We start from the raw sequence: 24551 nt of genomic DNA, 5'->3' as shown, positions 1-24551 counted from the left end.
CTCGGAAGGGTAGTGGTGCGCACGTTCTGCCAGGCCGACTTTCGCCAGCAGGTCTTTTGCCAGCGCTTCCGCTGCCGCTTTGCTGGCACCGCGCACGCGCAGCGGGCCAAACATCACGTTTTCCAGCGCCGTGAGGTGCGGGAACAGGTAGAACTGCTGGAACACCATGCCCGCTTCCTGACGAATCAGACGATCGTCCACTTTCGGGTCGTTTACCTTCAGGCCGTCGACGATCAGATCGCCGCTGGTGATCTCTTCCAGCTTGTTGATGCAGCGCAGCAGGGTGGATTTACCGGAGCCGGATGGCCCGATAATCACCACTACTTCACCCTGCTTGATGTTCAGATCGATATTGTGCAGCACCTGGGTTGGGCCAAAGTGCTTGGAAACGTTTTTAAATTCAATCACAGGATTTTCATCCTTCTTTCAAGACGACGCAGAACGAAGCTCAGAACCAGAGTAATGATCAGGTAGACAACGGCTACCGCACTCCAGATTTCCAGCGCGCGGAAGTTGCCAGCAATGATCTCCTGTCCCTGACGGGTCAGCTCGGCCACGCCGATAACAATGAACAGCGACGTATCTTTAATGCTGATGATCCACTGGTTACCGAGCGGCGGCAGCATGCGACGCAGCGCCAGCGGCAGAATAACGTGGCGGATCGTTTCGCGACGAGAAAGACCTAGCGCCAGACCGGCTTCACTGAAACCTTTATGAATCGACAGCACCGCACCGCGGGTGATTTCCGCAATGTAGGCGCCTGAGTTGATCATAATGGTGACGACGGCTGCGCTGAACGGGTCGATGCGCAGGTCGGTGAACGCCATAGGCAGGGCGAAGTAGATGAACATGACCTGCACGACAATAGGCGTGCCGCGGATCACTTCGATGAAAACCAGTGCGATGTGGTTTGCGATCCAGCCGCCGTAGGTGCGGGCGAAACCGGCGACAAGACCGATAATCAACCCACCAACCAGACCCAGGACCGAAATCCACAGGGTCATTTTAGCGCCTTCAAGCAAGATAGGAATGGCAGGCCAGATGGCGCTCCAGTCAAACTGCATGATAATTTCCTGTTACTGTTACCGTGTTTCAAAAATAGCAGGGGCGAAAGGTCGCCCCCGAGTGAACGTCATTTTTACGTCTTATTATTTAGGCTCGGTGCCGAACCATTTTTTGTAGATTTCGTTATAGGTGCCGTTCTCTTTCAGCGTTTTCAGCGCGCCGTTAACTTTCGTGCGCAGGTCGTCGCTGCCTTTCGGGAACGCGATACCGTACTGCTGCGCTTCCAGAGACTCGCCAACGGCTTTGAACTTGCCGTTACCGGCTGTCTTGATGAAGTACAGGATGTTAGGCGTGTCGTGCAGAACAGCGTCAGCACGGTTGGTGCCGAGTTCCATGTACGCGTTGTCGATGTTCGGGAACTGACGCAGGTCTTTGGTTTTGATATTTGCTTTCGCGTAATCAACAGAACCGGTGCCGCTCTTCACTGCCACCACTTTGCCGTCGAGATCTTTCACGCTTTTTACGTCGTTATTATCGGCTTTGACCATCACCAGCAGGCCGCTTTTGTAGTAGCCGTCAGAGAAGTCGATCGCTTTTTTACGTTCATCGGTAATGGTGATGCCTGCCAGTGCCAGATCAACGTTTTTGGTTTGCAGTGCCGGAATGATGCCGCTGAAGTCCATAGGCTTCAGGGTGTAATCCAGCTTGAGTTCTTTTGCGATAGCGGCCCACAGATCCACATCAAAACCAACGTATTTATCACCCTGTTTGAATTCAAACGGAACGAACGCCGTGTCGGTCGCCACAACCAGTTTGTCGGCAGCCTGAGAGGACACTGCAAAAGCCAGGGTAAGTGCAGCCAGTGAAACTTTTAATACAGACTTCATAGCATTTCCTTTTATATCCACGGGGCGATCCCCTGCGAGAACAGGTGGCACAATGAAAAAATCGTGCCAACTTTACAAGCTATTGTTTTGCAAAGGGGATGATGTCATGCATTGCACAATAAATGGGGCAATGAGGCTTTATTGCACCAAAGTGAAGCACCGTTTTGGTGCGCTTCGTTTGGCCCAACTGACGGGGAGATATTTAGCGTAAATTCTGACGAAAAAACAATCTTCCGTTAACGGTTGTGTGAGGTGATTATTACATTTCGTTCACTTTTGCAGGTGTGCAGACAAAAACTGTGCACCACAGATGTGCAAAACCCTCGCCGAAGGGCGAGGGTTTGATAGAAAATTCGTATGAATTATTCGATGTTAGATTCGATAAACCACAGGAACTGATCCAGGTCGCGGGACGCGGCGGTGAAAATGTCTGCAGTATCTTCGTCTTTGGCTTCGCCAATCGCTTTGCGCACGTCATTGGCCACAATCGCGTAGCGGTCCGCCAGCTCTTTCAGGTGATCCTGAACGGTATGGATATCCAGCGGATAACTCTTCAGTGGCGTTTTGCTGTTGATCACCTGCGTGGTACCCAGCGCCACGCCGCCTAGCTGAACGGCACGTTCAGCCATCGTATCGAGGTGGGTCACCAGTGCTGTGCGGAAGCCATCCAGCATTTCATGAACGGCAATAAAGTTTGCACCGCGCATATTCCAGTGGGCCTGTTTGGTGATCAGCGAAAGATCGATGAACTGGATCACCTGGCGATTCAGCAACTCAATGGTCGCCTTTTTGTCGCTATCCGATACATCGTTACGGGTATAAAGCAAATTAGACGCTTTCGTTTTCACCAGTTTAGCGGTACTCATAATCTCATATCCTCTTGATGTTTATGTCCCAGGTAATTACGGAACTAAGTATAGCACCGGATTTTTTCTCTGCGGTTTGGCTGTGCCTATCGGTTTAATAGCGAGAAGTGGCTTGAGAATTTAATTAATTGAAATTAAAGATTTATTTTTTACTTGATACAGATCAATCTTAATTGCTGGTTAGGCGTGTAAACGCAGAGGGATATTTCGAAAATAGCGCAAAGAATGTAAAAAATTATAACGTCTGTCTTTTTGGCCTTTATTCTGCATGGCATGGAAGCCATGCAGAATATATGGCCTTAGCTGATATCCACTTTCTCAACTTTAGGTTCCGGGCGCATGGTGAGCGTCGAGCCCATTGATGCCGCGATAATCGAGCAGAGCGCCAGCGTCTGGGTCAATGTCAGGGTTTCGTCGAGAAACACCATCCCGGAAATGGCGGCTAGCGCAGGCTCCATGCTCATCAGCGTACCAAATATGCGCGTCGGCAGACGCGTAAGGGCAATCATCTCCAGAGAGTAGGGAAGTGCGGTAGACAGAATCGCGACCGCCAGCCCGATGGGCATGACCGACCATTGCCAGATAGATTCGGTCGCCTGCGCCATGCCGATGGGCACAAAGACGATGGCAGCGATCAGGGACCCCAGCGCGACGGTCGCCGGACCGTGCTCTTCTCCTGCACGCTGGCCCGTAAGTATATAGACGGCCCAGCAGGCGCCAGCTCCCAGCGCCAGGGCTGCGCCCGTCAGATCGATCTCAGCGACGCTCTGGCCCAGCGGCAGCAGGAACCATAAGCCCAGAACGGCTAACACGACCCAGATAAAATCGACCGGACGTCGCGAGGAGAAAAGCGCCACCGCCAGCGGGCCGGTAAACTCCAGCGCGACGGCGATCCCCAGCGGTATCGTCTGAATAGAGAGATAGAACAGATAGTTCATTGCCCCGAGGGAAAGTCCATAAAACAGCAGGGGTAAACGCTGCTCCTTTTTGAAGCGCAGACGCCAGGGTTTGAAAATGACCACCAGTATCGCCGTGCCCAGCACGATACGCAGGGCTGTCACCCCTGGTGCCCCTACCAGCGGAAAAAGAGATTTTGCAAGCGAAGCACCGCTTTGAATGGACAACATGGCAATGAGTATGACTGCGACCGGCAACCAGACCGACGACGTGCGGGATAACCCAGGCATCCTTTCTCCTGTCAGCTTATGTCAAATGAGGTAAAGGTTGCAGTGTAAAGGAAATAAGCGGCAACGGTTGAGGCGCTGTTGAAAAAAAACCGTGTCAAATCCGTAAAATGGTTAAGCGCTGGTGGATTTATCGCCTGATAGATTAGGAATAATCTGGATGAATGTAACGGCGCGTGCGCGCAATATGCGCATTTAGTAGTGAAAATTGCATGTGATTTGAAAGAGATAGCTGAGGCTGGAAACGTTCTGTTACAGGAAAGGTTTCATTAGACATCACGAATCACAAAGAGTTTCGCAAATTTTTTTGATATATTTAAAACTTACGGACTTACTTGAAGCACATTTGAGGTGGTTATGAAAAAAATTGCATGTCTTTCAGCACTGGCCGCTGTACTGGCTGTTTCCGCAGGTACCGCTGTAGCTGCTACTTCTACTGTTACTGGTGGTTACGCTCAGAGCGACTATCAGGGCGTGATGAACAAAGCTAACGGTTTCAACCTGAAGTATCGCTACGAACAGGATAACAATCCACTGGGCGTGATCGGTTCTTTCACTTACACCGAGAAAGATCGTTCTGAAAACGGCGCATACAACAAAGGCCAGTACTACGGCATCACCGCTGGTCCAGCTTACCGTCTGAACGACTGGGCGAGCATCTACGGTGTTGTAGGTGTTGGCTACGGTAAATTCCAGCAGACTGAAAACCAGAGCGAAAGCCGCACTGCAAGCAACAGCGACTATGGCTTCTCCTATGGCGCAGGCCTGCAGTTCAACCCAATCCAGGACGTTGCTCTGGACTTCTCCTATGAGCAGAGCCGTATCCGCAACGTTGACGTTGGCACCTGGATCGCGGGCGTAGGTTACCGCTTCTAATCACTTCGGTGATTAAATAAAAAATCCGCCCAATGTGGCGGATTTTTTTTGTTTTTTTCCTCTCCCCGTGGGGTGAGGGCATCAGATCGCTACTTACTCTTAATATCAAAAATATCCGTACCCAGATGGTTGTAGTCAACTTTCTGTAACTTGAAGTTGGTAACGTACACTGGGGGAGCTTTCTTGTTAGAGACAAACGGGTAAGCCGTTTTTATCTGCTCGGCTGTAATTCCCGTCCACTGCGAGAAGAACTGCAGGAAATCATTTGCCGAACGACGCGCTTTAATCACGCGATGCGTTTTATCGTCGCTCGACAGCACCATAAACGGCACCTGGAAGTTCTGCTGGAACTTGTCATCGTGCGCCAGATACTGCACCTCTTTACCACGCTCTTTAAACGCCAGCCCGTGATCCGAGAAATAGACCATCGAGAAGCTGTCGCCCGTATTGCGTAGCTGATCGTACAGTTTGCTCAGCAGGTCGTCGGTTTGCGTCATGGTGTAGAGATAGCAAGAGGTCTCTTTGGACTGCACGAATTCAGCGTACTTCCCGCCAGTCCGATCGCAGGCCTGCGGGTGCGACCCCATCAGGTGCAGGACGATCAGCTGAGGCTGGGTGCGCGGGGTGGCGAAGACCTGTGCCGTCATTTTCAACAGCGCTTCGTCTTTGGTGTTTTTGTCGGCTTCGAAGTCGCCATTTTTCAGGAACTGCACTTCGTCAGCGCGTTTGGCGATACTGGCGATGGCCGTATCGTATTCGCCAATTTGCCCCTGATTAGAGAACCACCACGTCTGAAAACCCGCGCGGTTTGCCAGGGTGACAAAATTATCCTGATACTGGGGTTTGCCGTCGACGACACGGTTTAGGGTCAGGCCGAGCGATTTCTGCGTCGAGCCGCTGGCCGCGACGTAATCGGTAAACAGCGTGCCTTTGACCGAACTGGCAAACGGTGTGTTATCCCAGTGTCCGCCGAAGGCTCCCATTGCATCGCGACGGGCACTTTCGCCAATCACCACCACATAGGTGTGATATTTCGGCTTAACGGCCAGCACGTTCCAGGTGTCTTTCATATTGGAAAGCTCAGCCATGCGCGCCTGCTCGTCGAGAACCTCTTTATTATTGACAACGACGTCCTTCACGAAGCGGAAAACCGGATAGCCGATATTGCTGAGCCTTAGCTTACCGTCCCAGGGAATATTCTGGATGGGGGCGACAAACGCCACGGCAACGCTGAACACCAGACAGAGTATTTCGATCTTACCCCAGGATTTTTTCTCGCCCGACTGACGGCGGATGGCGATAACGCCCAACGCGAAGATAAAGAGCCCGACCACGTAGCTGTACCACGGGAAAATCGTCAGGATCTCTGTTGACTCTTCCATATTGGTCGAGTGCAGCGCCAGCAGGGTATTAAAGTTTGGCGCGCCGTAAGCCTGACCAAACGGGAAATAGAGTGCAGCGACCAGCGAACAGATCCCGATTAACGCTTTTTGCACGCGCGGTGCGGCTCGCCACAGCAAATGCAGAACGCAGGTAAAGGCCACCGCGTAGAGCAGACTAAAGGGATAACCCAGCGCAAAGTTAATCAGTAATGACTGCAAAAAGTAAAAACCCGTCCACGGGCTTAAGGCCCGGCTGCGGGTAACAACGGTATCTATCAGGGTAACATTCATAGGTCACTATCATGGATGAAAACGCCATGTGCTCACCCTGGCGTCAAGGGTCATAACCTGCCTGACAGTGCGTGGAGAGGGAATGAGGGTCCGCTTCAGCGAGCCGCAAATTGTGCAGGGCTGCAAGAAGATAGTGCGAGCGCTAAATAATATCAACAGTTGCTAAGCAGATGTTTTGCGAAGGGGATTGCAAATCCGTAAAAAAGATCGGGAATAAGGCGGCTGGAAGCCAGTTTACAGCGAGATTGTGACGGGAAAATGAAGCGGCGTACCGCAACGCCGCTTAGTGGGAAGGTTTGTCGTCCTGATGCGGTTTGTTGTTAAACATATCGCACAGCATGTTCAACAGCATTAAGCGCACTTTAAAGGGAGAGTGGGTAAACACGGTCATGCACCTCTTGAATTCGTTCATAAGACCTCCTGAGTTTTGATCCCTTCGATCCGTGAAGGGTGACTGCATTACATACAGATATAGCACAGGCTATATTGTATAGCTATGGCTATTTCGTTAATTTTTTGTGCTTGCGGAGCTATGGTTTACAATGTGCGCTCTCGAAACCGGGCGCTGGAAGCGTCACCCCACTGAGGAAGTACAATGAACCGTCGCGCAGGTCATCCGACAATCAGGAAAACGACGCAACTGGTGAATGTTGAAGAACATGTCGAAGGTTTTCGCCAGGTCCGTGAAGCGCACCGGCGTGAACTGATTGATGACTATGTTGAACTCATTTCCGATCTGATTCGTGAGGTTGGTGAAGCGCGCCAGGTCGATATGGCCGCCAGGCTGGGGGTTTCACAGCCAACTGTCGCTAAAATGTTAAAACGCCTGGCCTCCGTGGGCTTAATTGAAATGATCCCCTGGCGCGGTGTTTTTCTGACGCCGGAAGGGGAGAAGCTCGCGCAGGAGAGCCGCGAGCGCCACCAGCTTGTCGAGAATTTTTTGCTGGTGCTGGGCGTCAGCCCGGAGATTGCCCGCCGGGATGCGGAAGGAATGGAACACCACGTGAGCGAAGAGACGCTGGTGAAGTTTCGCGAATTTACCCTTAAATATGGTCCCTCCGCTGAATGAAAATCCCTGGACTGCAGGCCCTGGCACGCGATCGTTTCTTCCATCTCTTATTACTCATTGGCGCAGGGTTAAGCCTCTTTGTGCCGTTTGCGCCACACGCCTGGCCCGCCGCGATTGACTGGCGAACCATCATTACCCTGAGCGGCCTGATGATGCTCACCAAAGGGGTCGAGCTGAGCGGCTATTTTGACGTTCTGGGCCGTAAAATGGTGCGCCGCTTTGCCACCGAGCGCAGGCTGTCCCTGTTTATGGTGTTCTCCGCCGCGGTGCTGTCGACGTTTCTGACCAACGATGTGGCGCTGTTTATCATCGTGCCCCTCACGCTCACGCTGCGTAAGCTGTGCGAGATCCCGGTCAGCCGGCTGATCATCTTTGAAGCACTGGCCGTCAATGCGGGCTCGCTTCTGACGCCAATCGGCAACCCGCAAAATATCCTTCTGTGGGGACGGTCCGGTCTGTCGTTTGCCGCCTTTACCTGGCAGATGGCCCCTCTGGCGCTGGTGATGATGCTGTCGCTGATGGCGGTGTGCTGGTTTGCGTTTCGGGATAAAAAGCTGCAGTACCACAGCGGAACAACCGGCCCGCAGTGGCAGCCGCGCCTGGTGTGGAGCTGCCTCGGGTTATACATCGTCTTTCTGTTCGCGCTGGAGCTGAAGTATGAGCTGGCGGGCGTCCTGCTCGTTGCCGCGGGGTTTGTCGTCCTGGCGCGTCGCGTGCTGGTGAGCGTGGACTGGACGCTGCTGCTGGTCTTTATGGCGATGTTTATTGATGTGCATCTTCTTATCCAGCTTCCGGTGCTGCAGAACGTTCTGCACAGCGTCAGCACGCTGTCTCAGCCGGGACTGTGGCTGACGGCGATTGGCCTGTCGCAGTTTATCAGCAACGTGCCGTCCACCATTCTGCTGCTCAACTATGTTCCGCCCGATACGCTCCTGGCCTGGGCGGTGAACATCGGCGGGTTTGGGCTGCTGCCCGGCTCGCTGGCAAACCTGATTGCGCTGCGTATGGCCAACGACCGTCGCATCTGGTGGCGTTTCCACGTCTGGTCGATTCCGATGCTGGTTTGGGCCGCGGCGATCGGTTTCGGAATATTCCTTCTCATATAGTGCGCAATTTGTCAGTTTTTCCTGGCAAACGTATAGCAACGTCCTAGCTTTAGTGAACGGCATAGTGTGATGCCGCTCACTGACAGGACCGTTGTTGAACTATGGCTGAAGATCAAAACCCGCCTGCTGACGAGCAGGACAAAAACAATAATGAGCGTAAGCGCCCGGGCAAGAAACCGTTAATTATCCTCGGCGTTGTCGTGGTGGTGATGGTCGTCGTGGCGCTGGTCTGGTGGTTTTTAACCCGTAACGAAGAGACGACCGACGACGCCTTTACCGACGGCGACGTGGTGACGATTGCCCCCAAAACGGCGGGCTACGTTACCGAGCTGCGCGTGCGCGACAACCAGCGCGTGAAAAAGGGCGATCTGCTGGTGGTTATCGATCCGCGTGACACCACCGCGCAGCGCGATCAGGCTCAGGCCCAGCTTGGGCTGGCTATCGCGCAGCTGCATCAGGCCCAGGCGCAGCTGGCGCTTTCAAAAGTCCAGTATCCCGCCCAGCGTGACGAAGCCAAAGCGCAGGTGCTGAAAGCGCAGGCCGATCTGGCGAACGCGCAGGCAGAGTACCGCCGTCAGCGCGGCGTTGACCCGCGTGCGACCACCCAGCAAAGTATCGATTCCGCGAACGCTCAACTGCGCAGCGCGCAGGCAGGGCTGGCCAGCGCTCAGGCGCAGCTGGAAGTGGCAGAGCAGGTCCAGCTGCAAATCCGCCAGCAGGAAACCAACGTTGAAGCGCGCGAGCGTCAGGTCGATCAGGCGAAAGCGCAGCTGGAAACGGCCAATCTGAACCTCTCTTACACCGAAGTCCGCGCCCCGTTCGACGGGTTTGTCACCAAACGCAACGTGCAGCCCGGCACGCTGGTGCAGGCGGGAACGGCGCTGTTCTCGCTGGTTTCCCCGAACGTGTGGGTGGTGGCGAACTTTAAAGAGTCGCAGCTCGAGCGCATGAAGCCGGGCGATAAGGTCACCGTGTCCGTCGACGCCTGGCCGGATATGGCGCTCGAGGGCCACGTTGACAGCATCCAGCAGGGCAGCGGCTCGCGCTTCTCCGCCTTCCCGGCAGAAAATGCCACCGGCAACTTCGTCAAAATTGTGCAGCGCGTGCCGGTCAAAATCGTGATTGATAAGGGCCTGGATCCAAACAAACCGCTGCCGCTGGGGCTGTCGGTCGCACCGAAGGTGACGGTGGAATGACGGATCACAGCCACGACAGCTGGAAGCCCGCCAGCAATCCGTGGGCGGTGGCGATTGTCGTTACCCTGGCGGTATTCATGGAGATTCTGGATACCACCATTGTTAACGTGGCGCTCCCCCACGTTGCAGGCTCGCTCTCGTCCAGCTATGACGAATCCACCTGGGTGTTAACCAGCTATCTGGTGGCGAACGGCATCGTGCTGCCCATCTCGGCGTTTCTGAGCCGGGTGTTTGGCCGCAAGCAGTTCTTCCTGATTTGCATCGTGATGTTCACCGTCTGCTCGTTCCTGTGCGGGATCGCCACCGAACTGTGGCAGATCATCCTGTTCCGCGTGATGCAGGGCTTTTTTGGCGGCGGGCTGCAGCCCACGCAGCAGTCGGTGCTGCTCGACTACTTCAAACCCGAAGACCGGGGCAAAGCGTTTGGTCTGTCCTCCATTGCGATTATCGTTGCGCCGGTGCTGGGCCCGACGCTGGGTGGCTGGATCACCGATAACTACTCCTGGCGCTGGGTGTTCTTTATCAACATTCCGGTGGGGATTGTCACGGTGCTGGCGATCTACCAGCTGCTGGAAGATCCGCCGTGGGAGAGCAAGTCAAAAGAGAAGCTGACTATCGACTGGACGGGGATCGGCCTGATCGCGCTGGGGCTGGGCTGTCTCCAGGTAATGCTCGACCGGGGAGAAGATGAGGACTGGTTCTACTCGAACTTTATCCGCACCTTCGGCGTGTTGACGCTTGTCGGCATTATCGGCGCCATCTACTGGCTGGTATATGCCAGAAAGCCGGTGGTGGATCTGCACTGCATGAAGGACCGCAACTTTGCCATCTCCAGCCTGCTGATGGCGGGGATGGCGATGATTTTGTACGGCAGTTCCGTGGTGATCCCGCAGCTGGCGCAGCAGGACCTGGGCTATACCGCCACCTGGTCCGGGCTGGTGCTGTCGCCCGGCGCGGTGCTGATCGTATTGACTATCCCGCTGGTGCTGAAGCTGATGCCGGTGGTACAGACGCGCTGGATTATCGCCTTTGGCTTTACCTGTCTGGCGGTGTCGTTCTTCTGGTCGCGCACGCTGACGCCGGATATCGACTTCGAAACGCTGGTGCTGTTCCGCAGCGCCCAGTCGATAGGGCTGGGGTTCCTGTTTGTGCCGCTCACGACTATTGCGTTTATCTCGATACCGAGGCGGCTGAATGCCGATGCGGCGGCGCTGTTTACCATGTTCCGTAACGTTGCGGGGTCGGTTGGGATATCGCTTTCGACGGCGGCCATTACCGAACGCGCCCAGGCGCACAGCGCGCATCTGGCGTATCACGCCTCGCCGCTTAACGAGCAGTTCCAGCAGGCGATACGCGAAAGCGCCCAGGCGATCCAGAACTTCACCACCCAGGTAGGGGACCCCACCGGGATTGCCACCGGACGCATGTATCAGACCATGATTGAGCAGTCACGCTTCCTTGCCTACATCGACGTCTTCACCATTCTGAGCGCGGTGGCCTTGTTACTGATTCCGTTTTGTTTGTTGCTCTCGCCGGTTAAGAGCGAGGGGAGTGCAGGAGCACATTGATGATACACAGACGTTTACACCCCCTGATGATAATGATGCTGCTGGCGGGCTGCGCCGTCGGGCCGGATTACCAGCAGCCTGCGCCGCCCGCCGTTACGCACTGGAACGATAAGGGCGACAGCGCGGTGAAGTCGCAAACTACCTCAGCCGCGACCAATCCGCGCTGGTGGAAGACCTTCGGCTCGCCGCAGCTCGACAGCCTGGTTGAGCGCGCCATTGCCGGAAACCTGACGCTGCAGCAGACGGTGCTGCGCATTGCCGGGGCCCGCGAGCAGATTAACCAGGCGGGCGGGGCGTTTTATCCGTCGGTGAACGGTAATCTGCAGGCAACGCGCCAGCAGCTTGGCCTGGAAGGGGAGCTGAAATCCCACGGCGTGTATGACCAGGTGGATAGTATTGATCCCAACCTGAAGGGCGCGCTGGGGTCGCTGACGCAGCCGATTAATCTCTACCAGGGCAGCTTCGACGCCCAGTGGGAAATCGACCTGTGGGGCAAGGTGCGTCGTCAGGTGGAAGCCGCCGAAGCGCAGCAGAAGGCCGCCATCGAGCAGCGTAACGACGCGCTGGTGTCGCTGGAGGCCGAAGTGGCGCGCGCGTGGCTTCAGCTGCGCGGGGCGCAGAGCATTATCGCCACGCTGAACACCCAGATTAAAAGCGCGCAGCAGACGCTGGATCTGACCGAAAGCCGCCAGCGTGGCGGGCTGTCGCCGCAGATGGACGTGGAAAACGCCCGGGCGCAGTTAGGCAACCTTGAGGCACAGCTTCCGCAATATCAGGCGCAGGAGCGGCAGGCGATGAACGGCCTGGCGATCCTGCTCGGCAAGCCGCCGGGGGCGCTGGATGCGGAATTGCAAAGCGTGCAGCCGATGCCTGCCTTGCCGGATATTGTGCAGACCGGCATTCCGTCCACGCTGGCGCGACGCCGTCCGGACGTGCGCGAAGCGGAGGCGAACCTCCACGCCGCCACGGCGCAAATCGGCGTCTCGGTGGCGGAGCTGTTCCCGAGCTTTACGCTCTCCGGACAGTTTGGCCTGCGCAACAGCGAAACCAACTGGCTGACCGACTGGAGCAGCCACTTCTACAGCTTTGGCCCGCAGGTCTCTATTCCCATCTTCCAGGGCGGTCGGCTGGTCTCCAGCGTCAAGGTGGCGCGCGCGCAGCAGGGAGCGGCGGTGCTGGACTATCGCCAGACGGTGCTGACCGCGCTCGGGGATGTGGAAAACGCGCTGGTGAGCTATCGCACCGACCAGCAGCGTGAAGCGGGTCTCGCAAAAACGATCGACGCCCTGCAAAACGCCTTTGATTTAGCAAGCGACAGCTACCGCCAGGGGATCGCCAGCTTTATCGACGTGCTGGACGCCCAGCGTCAGCTGGCGCAGGCCCAGCAGCAGCGCGCGCAGGCGCAGGTGCAGAGCGCGCTCGATCTGGTGGCGCTCTACAAGGCCCTCGGCGGCGGCTGGGAGCCGTATCAGCAGGTGCAGTTACCGGACTACAGCGTCTTTGGCGACGCCCCGCGCGGATAAATTCAGAGGATTGGGCAAGAAACGGACAGGAACACCACATTCGCGATGGCTGAGGGGCGGGTATAACTATCGGGTACCCAATCGACATGCGAGGAATAACTTATGCGTTATCAAAAACTGGGCAACACCGGTCTGTTTGTTTCTGAACTGTGCCTCGGCACCATGACCTTTGGCGGCGAGGGCGGCATGTGGGGCAAGATTGGCCAGCTCCAGCAAAGTGAAGCCGAGCAGCTGGTGGGCCGCGCGCTGGATGCCGGGATCAACTTCATCGACACCGCGGACGTTTACTCGGAAGGACGCTCGGAGGAGATCACCGGTCAGGCGCTGAAAAACCTGAAAATCCCTCGCGAGAACGTGGTGGTCGCCACCAAAGTGTTCGGCGAAACGGGAACGGCAGGGGTGAACTCGCGCGGCAGCTCGCGCTATCACATCATCAGCAGCGTGAAGGAGAGCCTGCACCGCCTGCAGCTCGATCATATCGATCTCTACCAGCTTCACGGCTTCGACCCCGCAACGCCGATTGAAGAGATGCTCTACGCGCTGGATAACCTGGTGCAGCACGGCCACGTGCGCTACATCGGCGTCTCGAACTGGGCGGCGTGGCAGATTGCCAAAGCGCTCGGTATTTCTGAACGTCTTGGGCTGGCGCGTTTCGCGTCGTTGCAGGCGTATTACACCATTGCCGGGCGCGATCTGGAGCGCGAGCTGGTGCCGATGATGCAGAGCGAAGGCGTTGGGCTGATGGTCTGGAGCCCGCTGGCTGGCGGTCTGCTGAGCGGAAAATATGGCCGCGACGGGCAGAGCGAAGCCGGTGGTCGCCGTCTGGAGTTTGACTTCCCGCCGGTGAATAAAGATCGCGCCTTCGACTGCGTGGACGTAATGCGCACTATCGCCGAAAGCAAGGGCGTCTCCGTCGCGCAAATCGCGCTGGCGTGGCTGCTGCATCAGAAAGCGGTGACCAGCGTCATCATTGGCGCGAAACGCGTTGAACAGCTGGACGACAATATCGCCGCGACCGGGATCCTCTTAAGCGAAGACGAACTCAAGCAGCTTGATGCGGTGAGCGCGCTGCCGCGCGAATACCCGGGCTGGATGCTGGAGCGGCAGGGTGAATATCGCCGCAATCAGCTCGCGCAACAATAACCTTCCTCGCCCCGGCAGTGCATCGCTTATCGGGGCTTTTTTTCCCGCATTGCTCACAAAAAACGATCCTCCTCTTTGATCCCCTTTTCATCTTCGCCTATATGACTAGTCATAATATTTTAAATGACTAGTCATATAGGGAGAGACCATGAACAATCAGCTGCCAGCAAACTTTTTATGGGGCAACTCGGTATCCAGCATGCAGACGGAAGGTGCATGGAACGTGGGTGGGAAGGGGATGTCGGTGTACGACATTCGCGAAGCCGGGGAGAACGTCTCCGACTGGAAAGTCGCGACCGACTCCTATCACCGCTATCGGGAAGATTTCGACCTGATGCAGGATCTGGGCATGAACTGCTACCGCTTCCAGATCTCCTGGAGCCGCGTCTGCCCGCAGGGCGACGGCGCGTTCAACGACGAGGGCATCGCATTTTACGACCGCTTTATTGACGATTTGATCGCCCGCGGCATCGAGCCGATGGTTTGTCTATATCACTTCGATATGCCGCTGGCGCTGGCGCAGGAGTACAACGGCTTCAACGACCGCCGCGTGATGGAGGCCTTTATCCGCTACGGCAAAAAGATGATCGACTGCTATGGCGACCGCGTGAAGTACTGGCTGACCTTCAACGAGCAGAACATCTTCCATATGCCGGAAGCCTTCCGCATTTCCGGCTATATGCACGGCGAGAAAACCCTGCGCGAGCTGTACGAGCTGCAGCACCATACGATGGTGGCGCACATGGCGCTGACCGAGTATCTGCATCAGACCAGACCCGGCCAGCTGATGGGCGGCATGCTGGCGCACCAGCTGATCTACCCGGCCACCTGCAAACCGCGCGATATCTTCTGCGCCCAGCAGTACGACGAGTTCCTCAACCAGAACCTGCTGCGCGTCTTCGCAGGGCAGGGCTACAGCCCGGCGGTGATGGCGGTGGTGGAGCAGGAAGGCTTTGGCGATATCTACCGCGCCGAGGATTTAGCGCTGCTGGCGCGCACCAGAAACGACTATATGGCCTTCAGCTACTACGCCAGCAAAACGCTGGACAGCGATGCGATCCCGGAAGGCACGCCGGTGAACTATTACCTGCTGCACGGCGAGAAAAACAATCCGTACCTGAAGGCCACCGAGTGGAACTGGCAGATCGATCCGCTGGGCTTTCGCACCATCATCACCCGCTACGCCAACGACTGGCGGATGCCGGTCTTCCCGATCGAAAACGGCATCGGGGTGATTGAGTCCTGGGACGGCGTCAATCCTATCGAGGACACCTACCGCATCGACTACCACCGAGCGCATATCAATGCCATGAAGGAGGCGATGTTCGAGGACGGGGCAGAGGTGATCGGCTACCTCGGCTGGGGGTTAATCGACATTCTCAGCTCCCAGGGCGACATGCGTAAGCGCTACGGCGTGGTCTATGTCAACCGGGAAAACCACGACCTGAAAGACCTGAAGCGCGTGCCGAAGAAGAGCTACGCGTGGTTAAAACAGGTTATCCATACCAACGGACGCGAGATGTAAGCCGTACGCTGCCGGGCCGTTTTTGTGACTGATTGATGGGAACACTCCGCTATGTCTGAAACAAAAATAACACCGCACATGCAGTCTTTTGTCGATAAATTTGTTGAGTTCTCGGCGCGCCTGGCTAATCAGGTGCACCTGCGCTCCCTGCGCGACGCCTTCGCCACGGTGATGCCCATTTTCATCCTCGCCGGTCTGGCGGTGCTGGTGAACAACGTGGTATTTCCGTGGATTTTTCACGGCGACACGCTCGCGCAGTTTAAGGTGTGGGGCGAGGCGATTATCAACGGCACGCTGAACATCGCCGCGCTGCTGCTGGCCCCGATGATTGCCTGGTCGCTGGCGCGCAACAAAGATTTCGACAATCCGGTCTCGGCAGTGGTTATCGCCGTCAGCAGCTTCATCATCATGATGCCGATGCGTCTGCAGATTACGCCCGTCGGCAGCGATGCCGCGGTGAACGTCACCCAGGTGCTAACGTTCGCCAATATTGGCTCAACCGGGATTTTTGCCGGGGTGCTGATCGGGCTGATCTCAACGGAAGTGTTTATCGCTATTTCGCGCCTGAAGGCGCTGCACATTTCCCTCGGGGAAAATGTGCCTCCGGCGGTGAGCAAATCCTTTACCGCGCTGATCCCGACGATCTTCACGCTCTCCCTGTTCGCGGTGCTGGCGGCGATACTGGCAAACGTGCTGCACACGGACCTGATCCATCTCATTACGACCTTTATCCAGCAGCCGCTGCGGCTGATCAACACGAGCCTGCCGGGGACGATTTTCATTTATAGTTTCGGTAACTTCCTGTTCACGCTCGGTATTCATCAGTCTGTCGTTAACAGCGTGGTGCTGGAGCCGTTCCTGCTGATCAACACCAACGAGAATATGCTGGCCTTCGCCAACGGTCAGCCCATCCCGCATATCATCAACAACATCTTCGTGCCGACGTTTGGCATGGTGGGCGGCACGGGCAGCACGATCTCGCTGCTGATCGCCATCTTTATCTTCTCCCGTCAAAAGTCGGCGAAGCAGGTGGCGCGTCTGTCGCTGGCGCCCGGTCTGTTCAACATCAACGAGCCGGTGATTTTTGGCCTGCCGATCGTTTTTAACCTGCCGCTGATGATCCCGTTCGTGCTGCTGCCCGCCATCGGCATTTACTTCGCCTGGCTCTGTACCACGCTGGGGTTAATGTCGCGCTGCGTGGTGATGATCCCGTGGACCACGCCGCCCATTCTCAGCGCCTGGCTTGCCACGGCGGGAGACTGGCGGGCGGTGGTGGTGCAGTTGGCAATCATCGTATTTGGTGTATTCTTCTACCTGCCTTTCCTCAAAATTGCTGAGCGAGTGGCCTTGAAAAACAGTGGGATAGAAAACTAACAGAAAGGAAGGACGATGGCGGCGAAGTACATCACCATAGCGCGGGAAATTAAGAAACGCATTATCAGCCAGCAGTACGCCGCCAATGAACCCCTGCCGGACCAGTTTGCGCTGGCGGCGGAGTTCAGCACCAGCCGGATGACCATTCAGCAGGCGATGCGCCAGCTCATCGTCGAAGGTCTGGTCTATACCCGCCAGGGCCAGGGCACGTTCATCCGCAAAAACTTCCTTCAGCTTTCGCAGTGGGATCTCTCCGGCAGCGACTACTTTGGCGCGACCAAAACCTGGGAGCATCTGGGCACGGTGACCAGCCGGGTAGTGCATTTCGAGCTGCGCTTTCCGAACGAGAAAGAGCAGGCGTCGCTGATGATTAACGCCGATGCGCCGATCTATGACTTCATTCGCCTGCGTTTGCTGAACGGTGAACCTATGTCGCTGGATTCCACGGTGATGCCGATGAATCTGGTACCGGGCCTGACGAAAAACCATCTTGAAGGTTCAGTGTTCCAGTACGTGCAGGAGACGCTGGGGCTGAAAATTATGGGGTCGTACCGGGTGGTGCGGGCGCTTAAGCCCAACGCGCTGGACAGGGCGCATCTGGTCTGCGAGCAGACCGATCCGGTGCTGGAAGTGGAGCAGGTGATTTATCTGGAGGACGGCACGCCGCTGGAGTATGCCCACTGCCACTATCGGTACGACCACGGCGGGATCGTGATCGTGAATAACGGATAAAAAAAGCGGGCAACGAGGCCCGCTTTTTTAATGCTTCTCTGTCAGTTCAAACGCACCGGCATACCGGAGCGGTTCTGCACGGCCTGGTCAACAATCGCCGTTTCGACGTCTGGCTGAGAAGTCACCGCCTGTACCGCGCTGTTCAGCGTAACAGGGACGACTTCGTTGTTGTTGATCTGGTCTTCGCTGGTGGACAGCGGGTTGTGCACTTCGATGTAGCGGCTGCCGTCTGGCTCAGAGGTCGCCTTCACCGGTTCGTTGATGAACTGAACGCGCGTACCGACCGGCACGTTTTCGAACAGGAATTTGATGTCGTCGTTACGCAGGCGCACGCAGCCGTGGCTTACGCGCAGGCCGATACCGAAGTTGGCGTTGGTACCGTGGATAGCGTACAGGCGGCCAATGTACAGCGCGTACAGACCCATTGGGTTATCCGGGCCTGCTGGTACAACGGCTGGCAGTGGTTCACCGGCGGCGATGTATTCCGCGTGCATTTTGGCGGTCGGCGTCCAGGTTGGGCCCGCTTTCTTACGCTCAACTTTGGTGGTCCAGTTCATCGGGGTATCTTTACCCAGCTGGCCGATACCGATTGGCAGCACGATAACGGTGTTGGTGCCTTTCGGGTAGTAATACAGACGCATTTCGGCGCTGTTAATCACGATACCTTCATGAACGGTATCCGGCAGGATCAGCTGCTGAGGGATATTCAGCACGGTACCCGCTTTCGGCAGATACGGGTCAACGCCCGGGTTTGCTTCCAGCATGTTAGACAGGCCCAGCTGGTACTGCGCAGCGAAATACTCCAGTGGCTGAGAGTTACCTTCTGGTACCGTCACAACCTGGTTCTGGCCTACCAGACGGCTACCGTCTGTTGGCAGGGGATACGTCACCGCAGACGCGGTCTTACAAAAACCTACTACGGCTAACGCCGCCGCTAAAAGCGTTGTTAATTTCATGTTCATGTTGTGCGAGGTATCTAAGCCATTCTGGCGATGAGTTGATAAGTCTGAATCTGTGATGGGAGCGCATTATATGTGCATTCCTGCTCACTGGGAATTCAGATGTGTACGAAATCACATTTTTTTCGATTTTGTTAAAGTTTAGTGGATTGCCGCAACACGGGATCTCAATTCGGAATTGTGGCATAATGCCGTGTTTATCACACTTTTCGCAGGAATCTCCCCGTGTTAGTTACCAGCAACGTCACTATGCAGTTTGGCAGTAAGCCGCTGTTCGAAAACATTTCCGTCAAATTTGGCGGCGGCAACCGTTACGGCCTGATTGGTGCCAACGGTAGCGGAAAATCCACCTTTATGAAGATCCTCGGCGGTGACCTGGAGCCGACGCTCGGTAACGTATCGCTCGACCCTAACGAGCGTATCGGTAAGCTGCGTCAGGATCAGTTCGCCTTCGAAGAGTTCACCGTGCTCGACACCGTGATCATGGGGCATGGGGAACTGTGGGAAGTGAAGCAGGAGCGCGATCGCATCTATGCGCTGGCCGAAATGAGCGAAGAAGACGGCTATAAAGTGGCCGATCTGGAAACGCAGTACGGCGAGATGGACGGCTACTCTGCGGAAGCGCGCGCGGGCGAGCTGCTGCTGGGCGTGGGGATCCCCGTTGAACAGCATTACGGTCCGATGAGCGAAGTGGCGCCAGGCTGGAAGCTGCGCGTGCTGCTGGCACAGGCGCTGTTCTCTAACCCGGACATCCTGCTGCTCGACGAACCGACGAACAACCTGGACATCGACACCATCCGCTGGCTGGAGCAGACGCTGAACGATCGCGACAGCACCATGATCATCATTTCGCACGACCGTCACTTCCTGAACATGGTCTGTACACACATGGCGGATCTGGACTACGGCGAGCTGCGCGTTTACCCGGGCAACTACGACGAGTACATGACGGCGGCCACCCAGGCGCGTGAACGTCTGCTGGCGGATAACGCCAAGAAGAAAGCGCAGATTGCTGACCTGCAGTCCTTCGTCAGCCGCTTTAGCGCCAACGCCTCTAAGTCGCGTCAGGCGACCTCGCGTGCTCGTCAGATCGACAAAATCAAGCTGGACGAAGTCAAAGCCTCCAGCCGTCAGAACCCGTTCATCCGCTTCGAGCAGGACAAGAAGCTGTTCCGTAACGCGCTGGAAGTGGAAGCCCTGGCAAAAGGCTTTGAGAACGGGCCGCTGTTTAAAAAGTTCAACCTGCTGCTGGAAGTGGGCGAGAAGATTGCCATCCTCGGCGCCAACGGCGTGGGTAAATCCACCATGCTGAAAACCCTGGTTGGCGAACTGCAGCCGGACAACGGCACCGTGAAGTGGTCTGAAAACGCGCAGATTGGCTACTACGCGCAGGACCATGAGTACGAGTTCGAAAACGACCTCACCGTCTTCGACTGGATGAGCCAGTGGAAGCAGGAAGGCGACGACGAGCAGGCGGTGCGCAGCATCCTAGGCCGTCTGCTGTTTAGCCAGGACGACATCAAAAAGCCGGCTAAAGTGCTCTCCGGTGGTGAGAAGGGCCGCATGCTGTTCGGCAAGCTGATGATGGAAAAACCAAACATCCTGGTGATGGACGAACCGACTAACCACCTGGACATGGAATCTATCGAATCCCTGAACATGGCGCTGGAGATGTATCAGGGTACCCTGATCTTCGTTTCTCACGACCGCGAGTTCGTCAGCTCGCTGGCGACCCGCGTGATCGAAATTACGCCAGAGCGCGTGGTGGACTTCACCGGTAACTACGAAGATTACCTGCGCAGTAAAGGTATCGACGGCTAAAAAAAGCCGGGTGGCGGCTTCGCCTTACCCGGCCTATGTTCTGTTCCCTCTCCCGGTGGGAGAGGGTTAGGGTGAGGGCATCAGGCCGCACTAGATCACCCACTCGCCCCCTTCAACCCCGTTCACCAGCAGTTTGCGTTTCTCCCCCGCAGGTAACGACACCTTCAGCACCTTCCACGCCGGACGATAATCCCCGCGCGCGTTGACCTTCAGGTTGATGGTTGCGCCGTCGCACACCATTTCCCACTCCACCCACAGCGCATTGCCGTTCTGGTAGCCCCAGCTTTCGCCGTCGTCTTCAAACAGCATTCCGGTGGTCGTGCCGACGCCCTTCACCGGGAACAGCTTCAGCTCGCGGGTGTTGTCTTTTTCAGCGGACACGTGGGTAATGCGTTCGCTCAGCGGCAGAGCGGCACCGGCGCGCACCAGCAGCGGCAGTTTTTCCAGCGGCGCGTCGAGGACGATCGACTGGCCGCCAGCAAACCACGCGTGGGTGTAAAAATCATACCAGCCGGTGTCGTTATCCGGCAGCCAGACGCGGCGCTCGCGCTGCCCGGCTTCGACGACGCTGGCCACCAGCAGGTCGCGGCCCAGCAGGAAGTCATCGCACTCCTCAAACGTCTGCGCATCGTGCTCGTGATCGAGGAAGGTCGGGCGCAGCATCGGCTCGTCGTCGGCGTGCGCCTGCCAGAGTAGGGTATAGAGGTACGGCAGCAGGCGGTAGCGCAGCTCAACCGCGCCGCGAATGGCTGGCGTGACGCCCGGGTACATCCACGGCTCGTTCACGGTGTGGTCATCGTTCCACGAGTGAATGGTAAAGCGCGGGTGCATCACGCCGTTCTGCACCCAACGCACGAACAGCTCGGCGTCCGGTTTGTCGCCGGAGAAACCGCCGACGTCGTGACCGACGTTGAACAGGCCGGACAGGCTCATGCCCAGCCCCATGCGGATGTTATAGCGCAGCGTGTCCCAGCTGGTGCGGTTGTCGCCGCTCCAGGTCTGAACGTAGCGCTGCATCCCGGCGCAGCCGGAGCGGGAGATGAGGTACGGGCGTTTTTCCGGCGCGAAACGCTGCTGCGCTTCCAGCGAGGCGCGCATCATCAGCAGCGGCATCACCGGGCGAATGTGCTTGATGGCGATCTCCTTGCCGAAGCCAAAGCAGCGCGCTTCTCCGTCCCACACTTCATATTCGTTGTTGTCGTTCCAGGTGGAGTCGATGCCCATCTCCAGCAGCTGCGTGGTCACGCCGTTCTGCCACCACTGCACCGTCTGCGGGTTGGTAAAGTCGAGGTGCGAGCCTTCGTCATCCCAGAAGCTGGAGCGTTCCGGTGCATCGGTTTCTGAATCGCGAATGAACAGGCCGCTCTCCGCCACTTCGTTATAGCGCGGATGATCCTGCAGCAGGCACGGCTTGATGTTGGCCGCCAGCTTCAGCCCCGCGTCGTGGAAGGCCTGGCTCATCACCTTCGGCTGCGGCACCTTGTCATAGTTCCAGTTAAAGACGTAGCGCTTGCCGTTGATGGAGGTATAGCCGGAGGAGAGCTGGAACGAGTCGCACGGAATGGCGTGCTCTTCGCACAGGCGGATGAAGTTCATCAGCTGGTTCTGGGCGTCCGGCGCATCGGTATAGTGCATGGTCGAGCCGCTGTAGCCCAGGCTCCATTTCGGTCCGAACAGCGTTTTCCCGGTCAGGCGCACGAAGGCTTTGGTGACGTCCAGCACGCGCGTGCCGGTAAAGATGTAGTAATCGATATCGCCAGCTTCCGCCTGCCAGCGGCGATAGGCGGTGTGGTAGTTGTCGATTTCGTTACCCAGATCCAGCCAGCAGCTGCTCAGGTTGTCATAGAACAGGCCGTAGCTGACATCGTCGCGGCGGGCGATTGTGAACGGGATATGCTTGTAGAGCGGGTCGGTGCTGGCCGCGTTGTACCCCATTGCGTCGAGGTTGCGCATCTCATAGCGTTTACCGTTGCGCTGCAGATCGCCCGCTTTCTCGCCCAGACCGTAGAAGCGCTCGTCCTTGCGACGGCTCAGGTAGTGCGCCACGCCGTCGCCGTGGGCGTTCAGCAGGTAGGCGCTGGTTGGACGGTCGTTGACCAGCGGCTGCCACTCGCCCGCTTCATTGCGGTAGTGCCACTCCAGCCACAGCGGCTGGTGGATCGTCACGCGCAGCTGTTCGGTTGCCACCGTGAGCGTCTCATCCTGCTGCGTCAGGGTCCAGGCCGGGCAGGAGAAACCGCTTATATCGTCACGACGGCGGCCTTCCCAGGGCACGTCTTTTTCCGGCGCGATGCTCCAGGTGCGGTCCAGCGCCAGCTCGCCTTTGCGTTTGATCAGCACGCGGAACAGGTTCTCTTCCAGCACATACAGGCACAGGCGGTGCTGGTTATCGACCAGCAGTTCCAGATGGTTTGCCGACTGCGTATCAAGGGTCCAGTTTTTCAGGGTTTTCATATGCAATACATCCACTATCAGGCGCGCTTGGCGCGACGTTCAGCAATAAATGCTACCAGGAAGACAGCGCCAATCAGGTCAAAGAAGCCCATGGCAATAAAGAGCGGGTTAAAGCCGATTTTGTCGGCAGTCACACCGATTAACAGCGAGAACAGGAAGCTGGCGATCCACGCCGCAGAGCCGCGCATGCCGTTGACGGTCGCCATCTGGCCTTTGTCGAATGACTCCACGACCAGGGCGCTCAGCATGCAGGAGATAATCTGGTGCCCGAAGCCGCCGATGGAGATCAGTACGATGGTGATATACGGGTCGCGGGTGATGGCCACGATGCCCAGAGAGATCATCAGGAACGCGCCCGTCACGGAGCTGGCAACGACCGAGTTAACGCGTGAGCAGCCGAACAGACGGGTGTACAGACGCGTCAGGTAGCCACTCGCCACGCTGCCCAGATCGGCGGCGAGGAACGGCAGCCAGGCAAACATCGCAATCTGCTTCAGGTCCATGCCGTGCTCTTTGGCGAGGTACAGCGGCACCCAGAAGCTCAGCACCGCCCAGGCCGGCTCCGCCATAAAGGCCGGAATGGCGATACCGTAGAAGCGTTTGTTTTTCGAGACGGTTTTCAGCGCGGTCAGGAAGGGCAGTTTGACGGCAGGCGGTTCGTTATCCTGCTTGATAAACGCCAGCTCGTCCTTACTCAGGTTCGGGTGCTGCTCCGGGTTGTGGTAGAACGCCCACCACAGGATCACCCACAGCAGCGCCAGCACGCCGGTAAACATAAACGCGCCCTGCCAGCCGAACGAGGCGTGAGCAAAGTAGATGATAGGCGGGGCCAGCATCGCGCCGATGGAGAAGCCCACGCCCGCCCAGCCGGCGGCAACGGGTCGCTCTGATTTCGGGAACCATTCGCCGATGGTTTTGGCGTTTGCCGGGGTAGCGGCGGCCTCAGAGGCACCCATAAAGAAGCGCAGAATAGCCAGATGCAGCCAGCTTCCGGCGCCCGCGTGGAAGATACACATCAGCGCCCAGATCCCGGCGCAGACCATAAAGCCGATCTTCAGGCCGATGACGTCAATCAGCCAGCCGCACAGGGGCTGGAAAATGGTATAGGCGATCTGGAACGCGCCGACGATCCAGGAGTATTGCTCGGTGGTGATCCCGAGGCTCTCTTTCAGTTCCGGGGCGAGGATCCCGAGTGAGTTTCGGGTGATGTAGTTAACGGTGACGCCAAGTAAGAACAGCACCAGCACGTACCAGCGCAGGTTCTTGATGACGCGACGGGTTTTGCTTGTCGCTACGGTGTTATTGATGTCCTGACTCATTTTACTCTCCACAAGACGGACGCTAAGGGGACGGAGGTTCAGGTGTCACACGGATTTTTATGCCTTTGATTTCTATCCGTTTAAAATGCTTAAGTTGGTATGCAACTAGTATGGAAGTTGTGTGACAAGTTCACCTTAAGGAAGAAAATGAGTGGGCAAAAGTGGATTTTGTGCAAAATTTCTCATAACTGACATAAACCCTCTGGCATGATGGTGTTTATGTCAGCTATTGCCTGACCAATACGCTATGAAAATTTTTTCATTTCGCAAA

General features: G+C 56.8%; 21 protein-coding genes. 11 read left to right on the top strand and 10 right to left on the bottom strand.

The features are described from left to right. From LA04_RS22320 to rhtA, 5 genes are all read right to left on the bottom strand, one after another. Window positions 1-408: ATP-binding cassette domain-containing protein (locus LA04_RS22320; protein ID WP_047653245.1), on the bottom strand; the 408-nt coding region annotated here is incomplete at its 3' end. After that, window positions 405-1064: a glutamine ABC transporter permease GlnP gene (gene glnP / locus LA04_RS22315; RefSeq protein ID WP_014169254.1), complete on the bottom strand. Its 660-nt coding sequence runs from the start codon at window positions 1062-1064 to the stop codon at window positions 405-407. The genes glnP and LA04_RS22320, both read right to left, overlap by 4 nt. An 84-nt stretch (window positions 1065-1148) precedes the next feature. Beyond that, window positions 1149-1892 (bottom strand): glutamine ABC transporter substrate-binding protein GlnH, encoded by a 744-nt coding sequence (gene glnH / locus LA04_RS22310; RefSeq protein ID WP_013097464.1) that lies wholly within the window; start codon window positions 1890-1892, stop codon window positions 1149-1151. A 362-nt stretch (window positions 1893-2254) separates the two neighbouring features. After that, on the bottom strand, window positions 2255-2758 hold the full coding sequence (gene dps, locus LA04_RS22305) for a DNA starvation/stationary phase protection protein Dps (RefSeq protein ID WP_010428924.1): 504 nt from the start codon (window positions 2756-2758) through the stop codon (window positions 2255-2257). A 299-nt stretch (window positions 2759-3057) separates the two neighbouring features. Then, the gene (gene rhtA / locus LA04_RS22300; RefSeq protein WP_047653244.1) at window positions 3058-3945 is read right to left on the bottom strand and encodes a threonine/homoserine exporter RhtA; all 888 of its coding nucleotides are present in this window, start codon (window positions 3943-3945) and stop codon (window positions 3058-3060) included. A 354-nt stretch (window positions 3946-4299) separates the two neighbouring features. Between rhtA and ompX the strand changes: the two genes are divergently transcribed. Next, on the top strand, window positions 4300-4818 hold the full coding sequence (gene ompX, locus LA04_RS22295; protein ID WP_023310884.1) for an outer membrane protein OmpX: 519 nt from the start codon (window positions 4300-4302) through the stop codon (window positions 4816-4818). Window positions 4819-4907: 89 nt separating this feature from the next. On the opposite strand, the gene LA04_RS22290 is transcribed toward ompX, so the two are convergent. Continuing rightward, complete coding sequence (locus tag LA04_RS22290; protein WP_047653243.1) at window positions 4908-6491, bottom strand: phosphoethanolamine transferase; 1584 nt, start codon at window positions 6489-6491, stop codon at window positions 4908-4910. 283 nt (window positions 6492-6774) lie between these two features. After that, on the bottom strand, window positions 6775-6903 hold the full coding sequence (mntS, locus tag LA04_RS22285; protein ID WP_014831181.1) for a manganase accumulation protein MntS: 129 nt from the start codon (window positions 6901-6903) through the stop codon (window positions 6775-6777). Window positions 6904-7086: 183 nt separating this feature from the next. Between mntS and mntR the strand changes: the two genes are divergently transcribed. From mntR to LA04_RS22240, 9 genes are all read left to right on the top strand, one after another. Then, window positions 7087-7560 (top strand): manganese-binding transcriptional regulator MntR, encoded by a 474-nt coding sequence (gene mntR, locus LA04_RS22280; RefSeq protein WP_045355726.1) that lies wholly within the window; start codon window positions 7087-7089, stop codon window positions 7558-7560. Next, window positions 7557-8666, top strand: coding sequence for an anion transporter (locus LA04_RS22275; protein WP_047653242.1), 1110 nt, complete (start codon window positions 7557-7559; stop codon window positions 8664-8666). Before mntR ends, LA04_RS22275 begins: the two co-directional genes overlap by 4 nt. 101 nt (window positions 8667-8767) lie before the next feature. Continuing rightward, entirely contained in the window at window positions 8768-9862 is a 1095-nt protein-coding gene (locus tag LA04_RS22270) for an HlyD family secretion protein (RefSeq protein WP_047653241.1), read from the top strand. Further along, on the top strand, window positions 9859-11430 hold the full coding sequence (locus LA04_RS22265; RefSeq protein WP_047653240.1) for a DHA2 family efflux MFS transporter permease subunit: 1572 nt from the start codon (window positions 9859-9861) through the stop codon (window positions 11428-11430). Before LA04_RS22270 ends, LA04_RS22265 begins: the two co-directional genes overlap by 4 nt. Continuing rightward, window positions 11430-12953: an efflux transporter outer membrane subunit gene (locus tag LA04_RS22260; RefSeq protein ID WP_047653239.1), complete on the top strand. Its 1524-nt coding sequence runs from the start codon at window positions 11430-11432 to the stop codon at window positions 12951-12953. Before LA04_RS22265 ends, LA04_RS22260 begins: the two co-directional genes overlap by 1 nt. Before the next feature lie 102 nt (window positions 12954-13055). After that, window positions 13056-14096, top strand: coding sequence for an aldo/keto reductase (locus LA04_RS22255; RefSeq protein WP_047653238.1), 1041 nt, complete (start codon window positions 13056-13058; stop codon window positions 14094-14096). A 148-nt stretch (window positions 14097-14244) separates the two neighbouring features. Beyond that, a complete protein-coding gene (locus LA04_RS22250; protein WP_047653237.1) occupies window positions 14245-15621 on the top strand; it encodes a glycoside hydrolase family 1 protein in 1377 nt (458 codons plus the stop codon). Window positions 15622-15672: 51 nt separating this feature from the next. Then, a complete protein-coding gene (locus tag LA04_RS22245) occupies window positions 15673-16995 on the top strand; it encodes a PTS sugar transporter subunit IIC (RefSeq protein ID WP_047653236.1) in 1323 nt (440 codons plus the stop codon). 15 nt (window positions 16996-17010) lie between these two features. Next, a complete protein-coding gene (locus tag LA04_RS22240) occupies window positions 17011-17727 on the top strand; it encodes a GntR family transcriptional regulator (RefSeq protein ID WP_047653235.1) in 717 nt (238 codons plus the stop codon). Window positions 17728-17768: 41 nt separating this feature from the next. Here LA04_RS22240 and ldtB read toward each other — a convergent pair whose 3' ends face one another. Further along, window positions 17769-18689 carry a L,D-transpeptidase gene (ldtB, locus tag LA04_RS22235; RefSeq protein ID WP_045403737.1) on the bottom strand — a complete coding sequence of 307 codons (921 nt, stop codon included), beginning with the start codon at window positions 18687-18689 and terminating at the stop codon, window positions 17769-17771. Between the two features lie 222 nt (window positions 18690-18911). On the opposite strand from ldtB, the gene LA04_RS22230 reads away from it, so the two are divergent. Next, complete coding sequence (locus LA04_RS22230; protein ID WP_047653234.1) at window positions 18912-20507, top strand: ABC-F family ATPase; 1596 nt, start codon at window positions 18912-18914, stop codon at window positions 20505-20507. A gap of 90 nt (window positions 20508-20597) precedes the next feature. On the opposite strand, the gene LA04_RS22225 is transcribed toward LA04_RS22230, so the two are convergent. Both LA04_RS22225 and LA04_RS22220 read right to left on the bottom strand, forming a co-directional pair. Beyond that, entirely contained in the window at window positions 20598-22961 is a 2364-nt protein-coding gene (locus tag LA04_RS22225; protein ID WP_047653233.1) for a glycoside hydrolase family 31 protein, read from the bottom strand. A 17-nt stretch (window positions 22962-22978) separates the two neighbouring features. Continuing rightward, a complete protein-coding gene (locus LA04_RS22220) occupies window positions 22979-24280 on the bottom strand; it encodes an MFS transporter (protein WP_014883122.1) in 1302 nt (433 codons plus the stop codon). Window positions 24281-24551 lie beyond the last annotated feature (271 nt).

It is taken from the genome of Enterobacter sp. UCD-UG_FMILLET (assembly GCF_000762975.1).
In the GTDB taxonomy this organism is placed as follows: domain Bacteria; phylum Pseudomonadota; class Gammaproteobacteria; order Enterobacterales; family Enterobacteriaceae; genus Enterobacter; species Enterobacter dykesii.
Note: the sequence above shows the minus strand (reverse complement) of the source record. Positions and strands in the feature narration are given on the sequence as shown.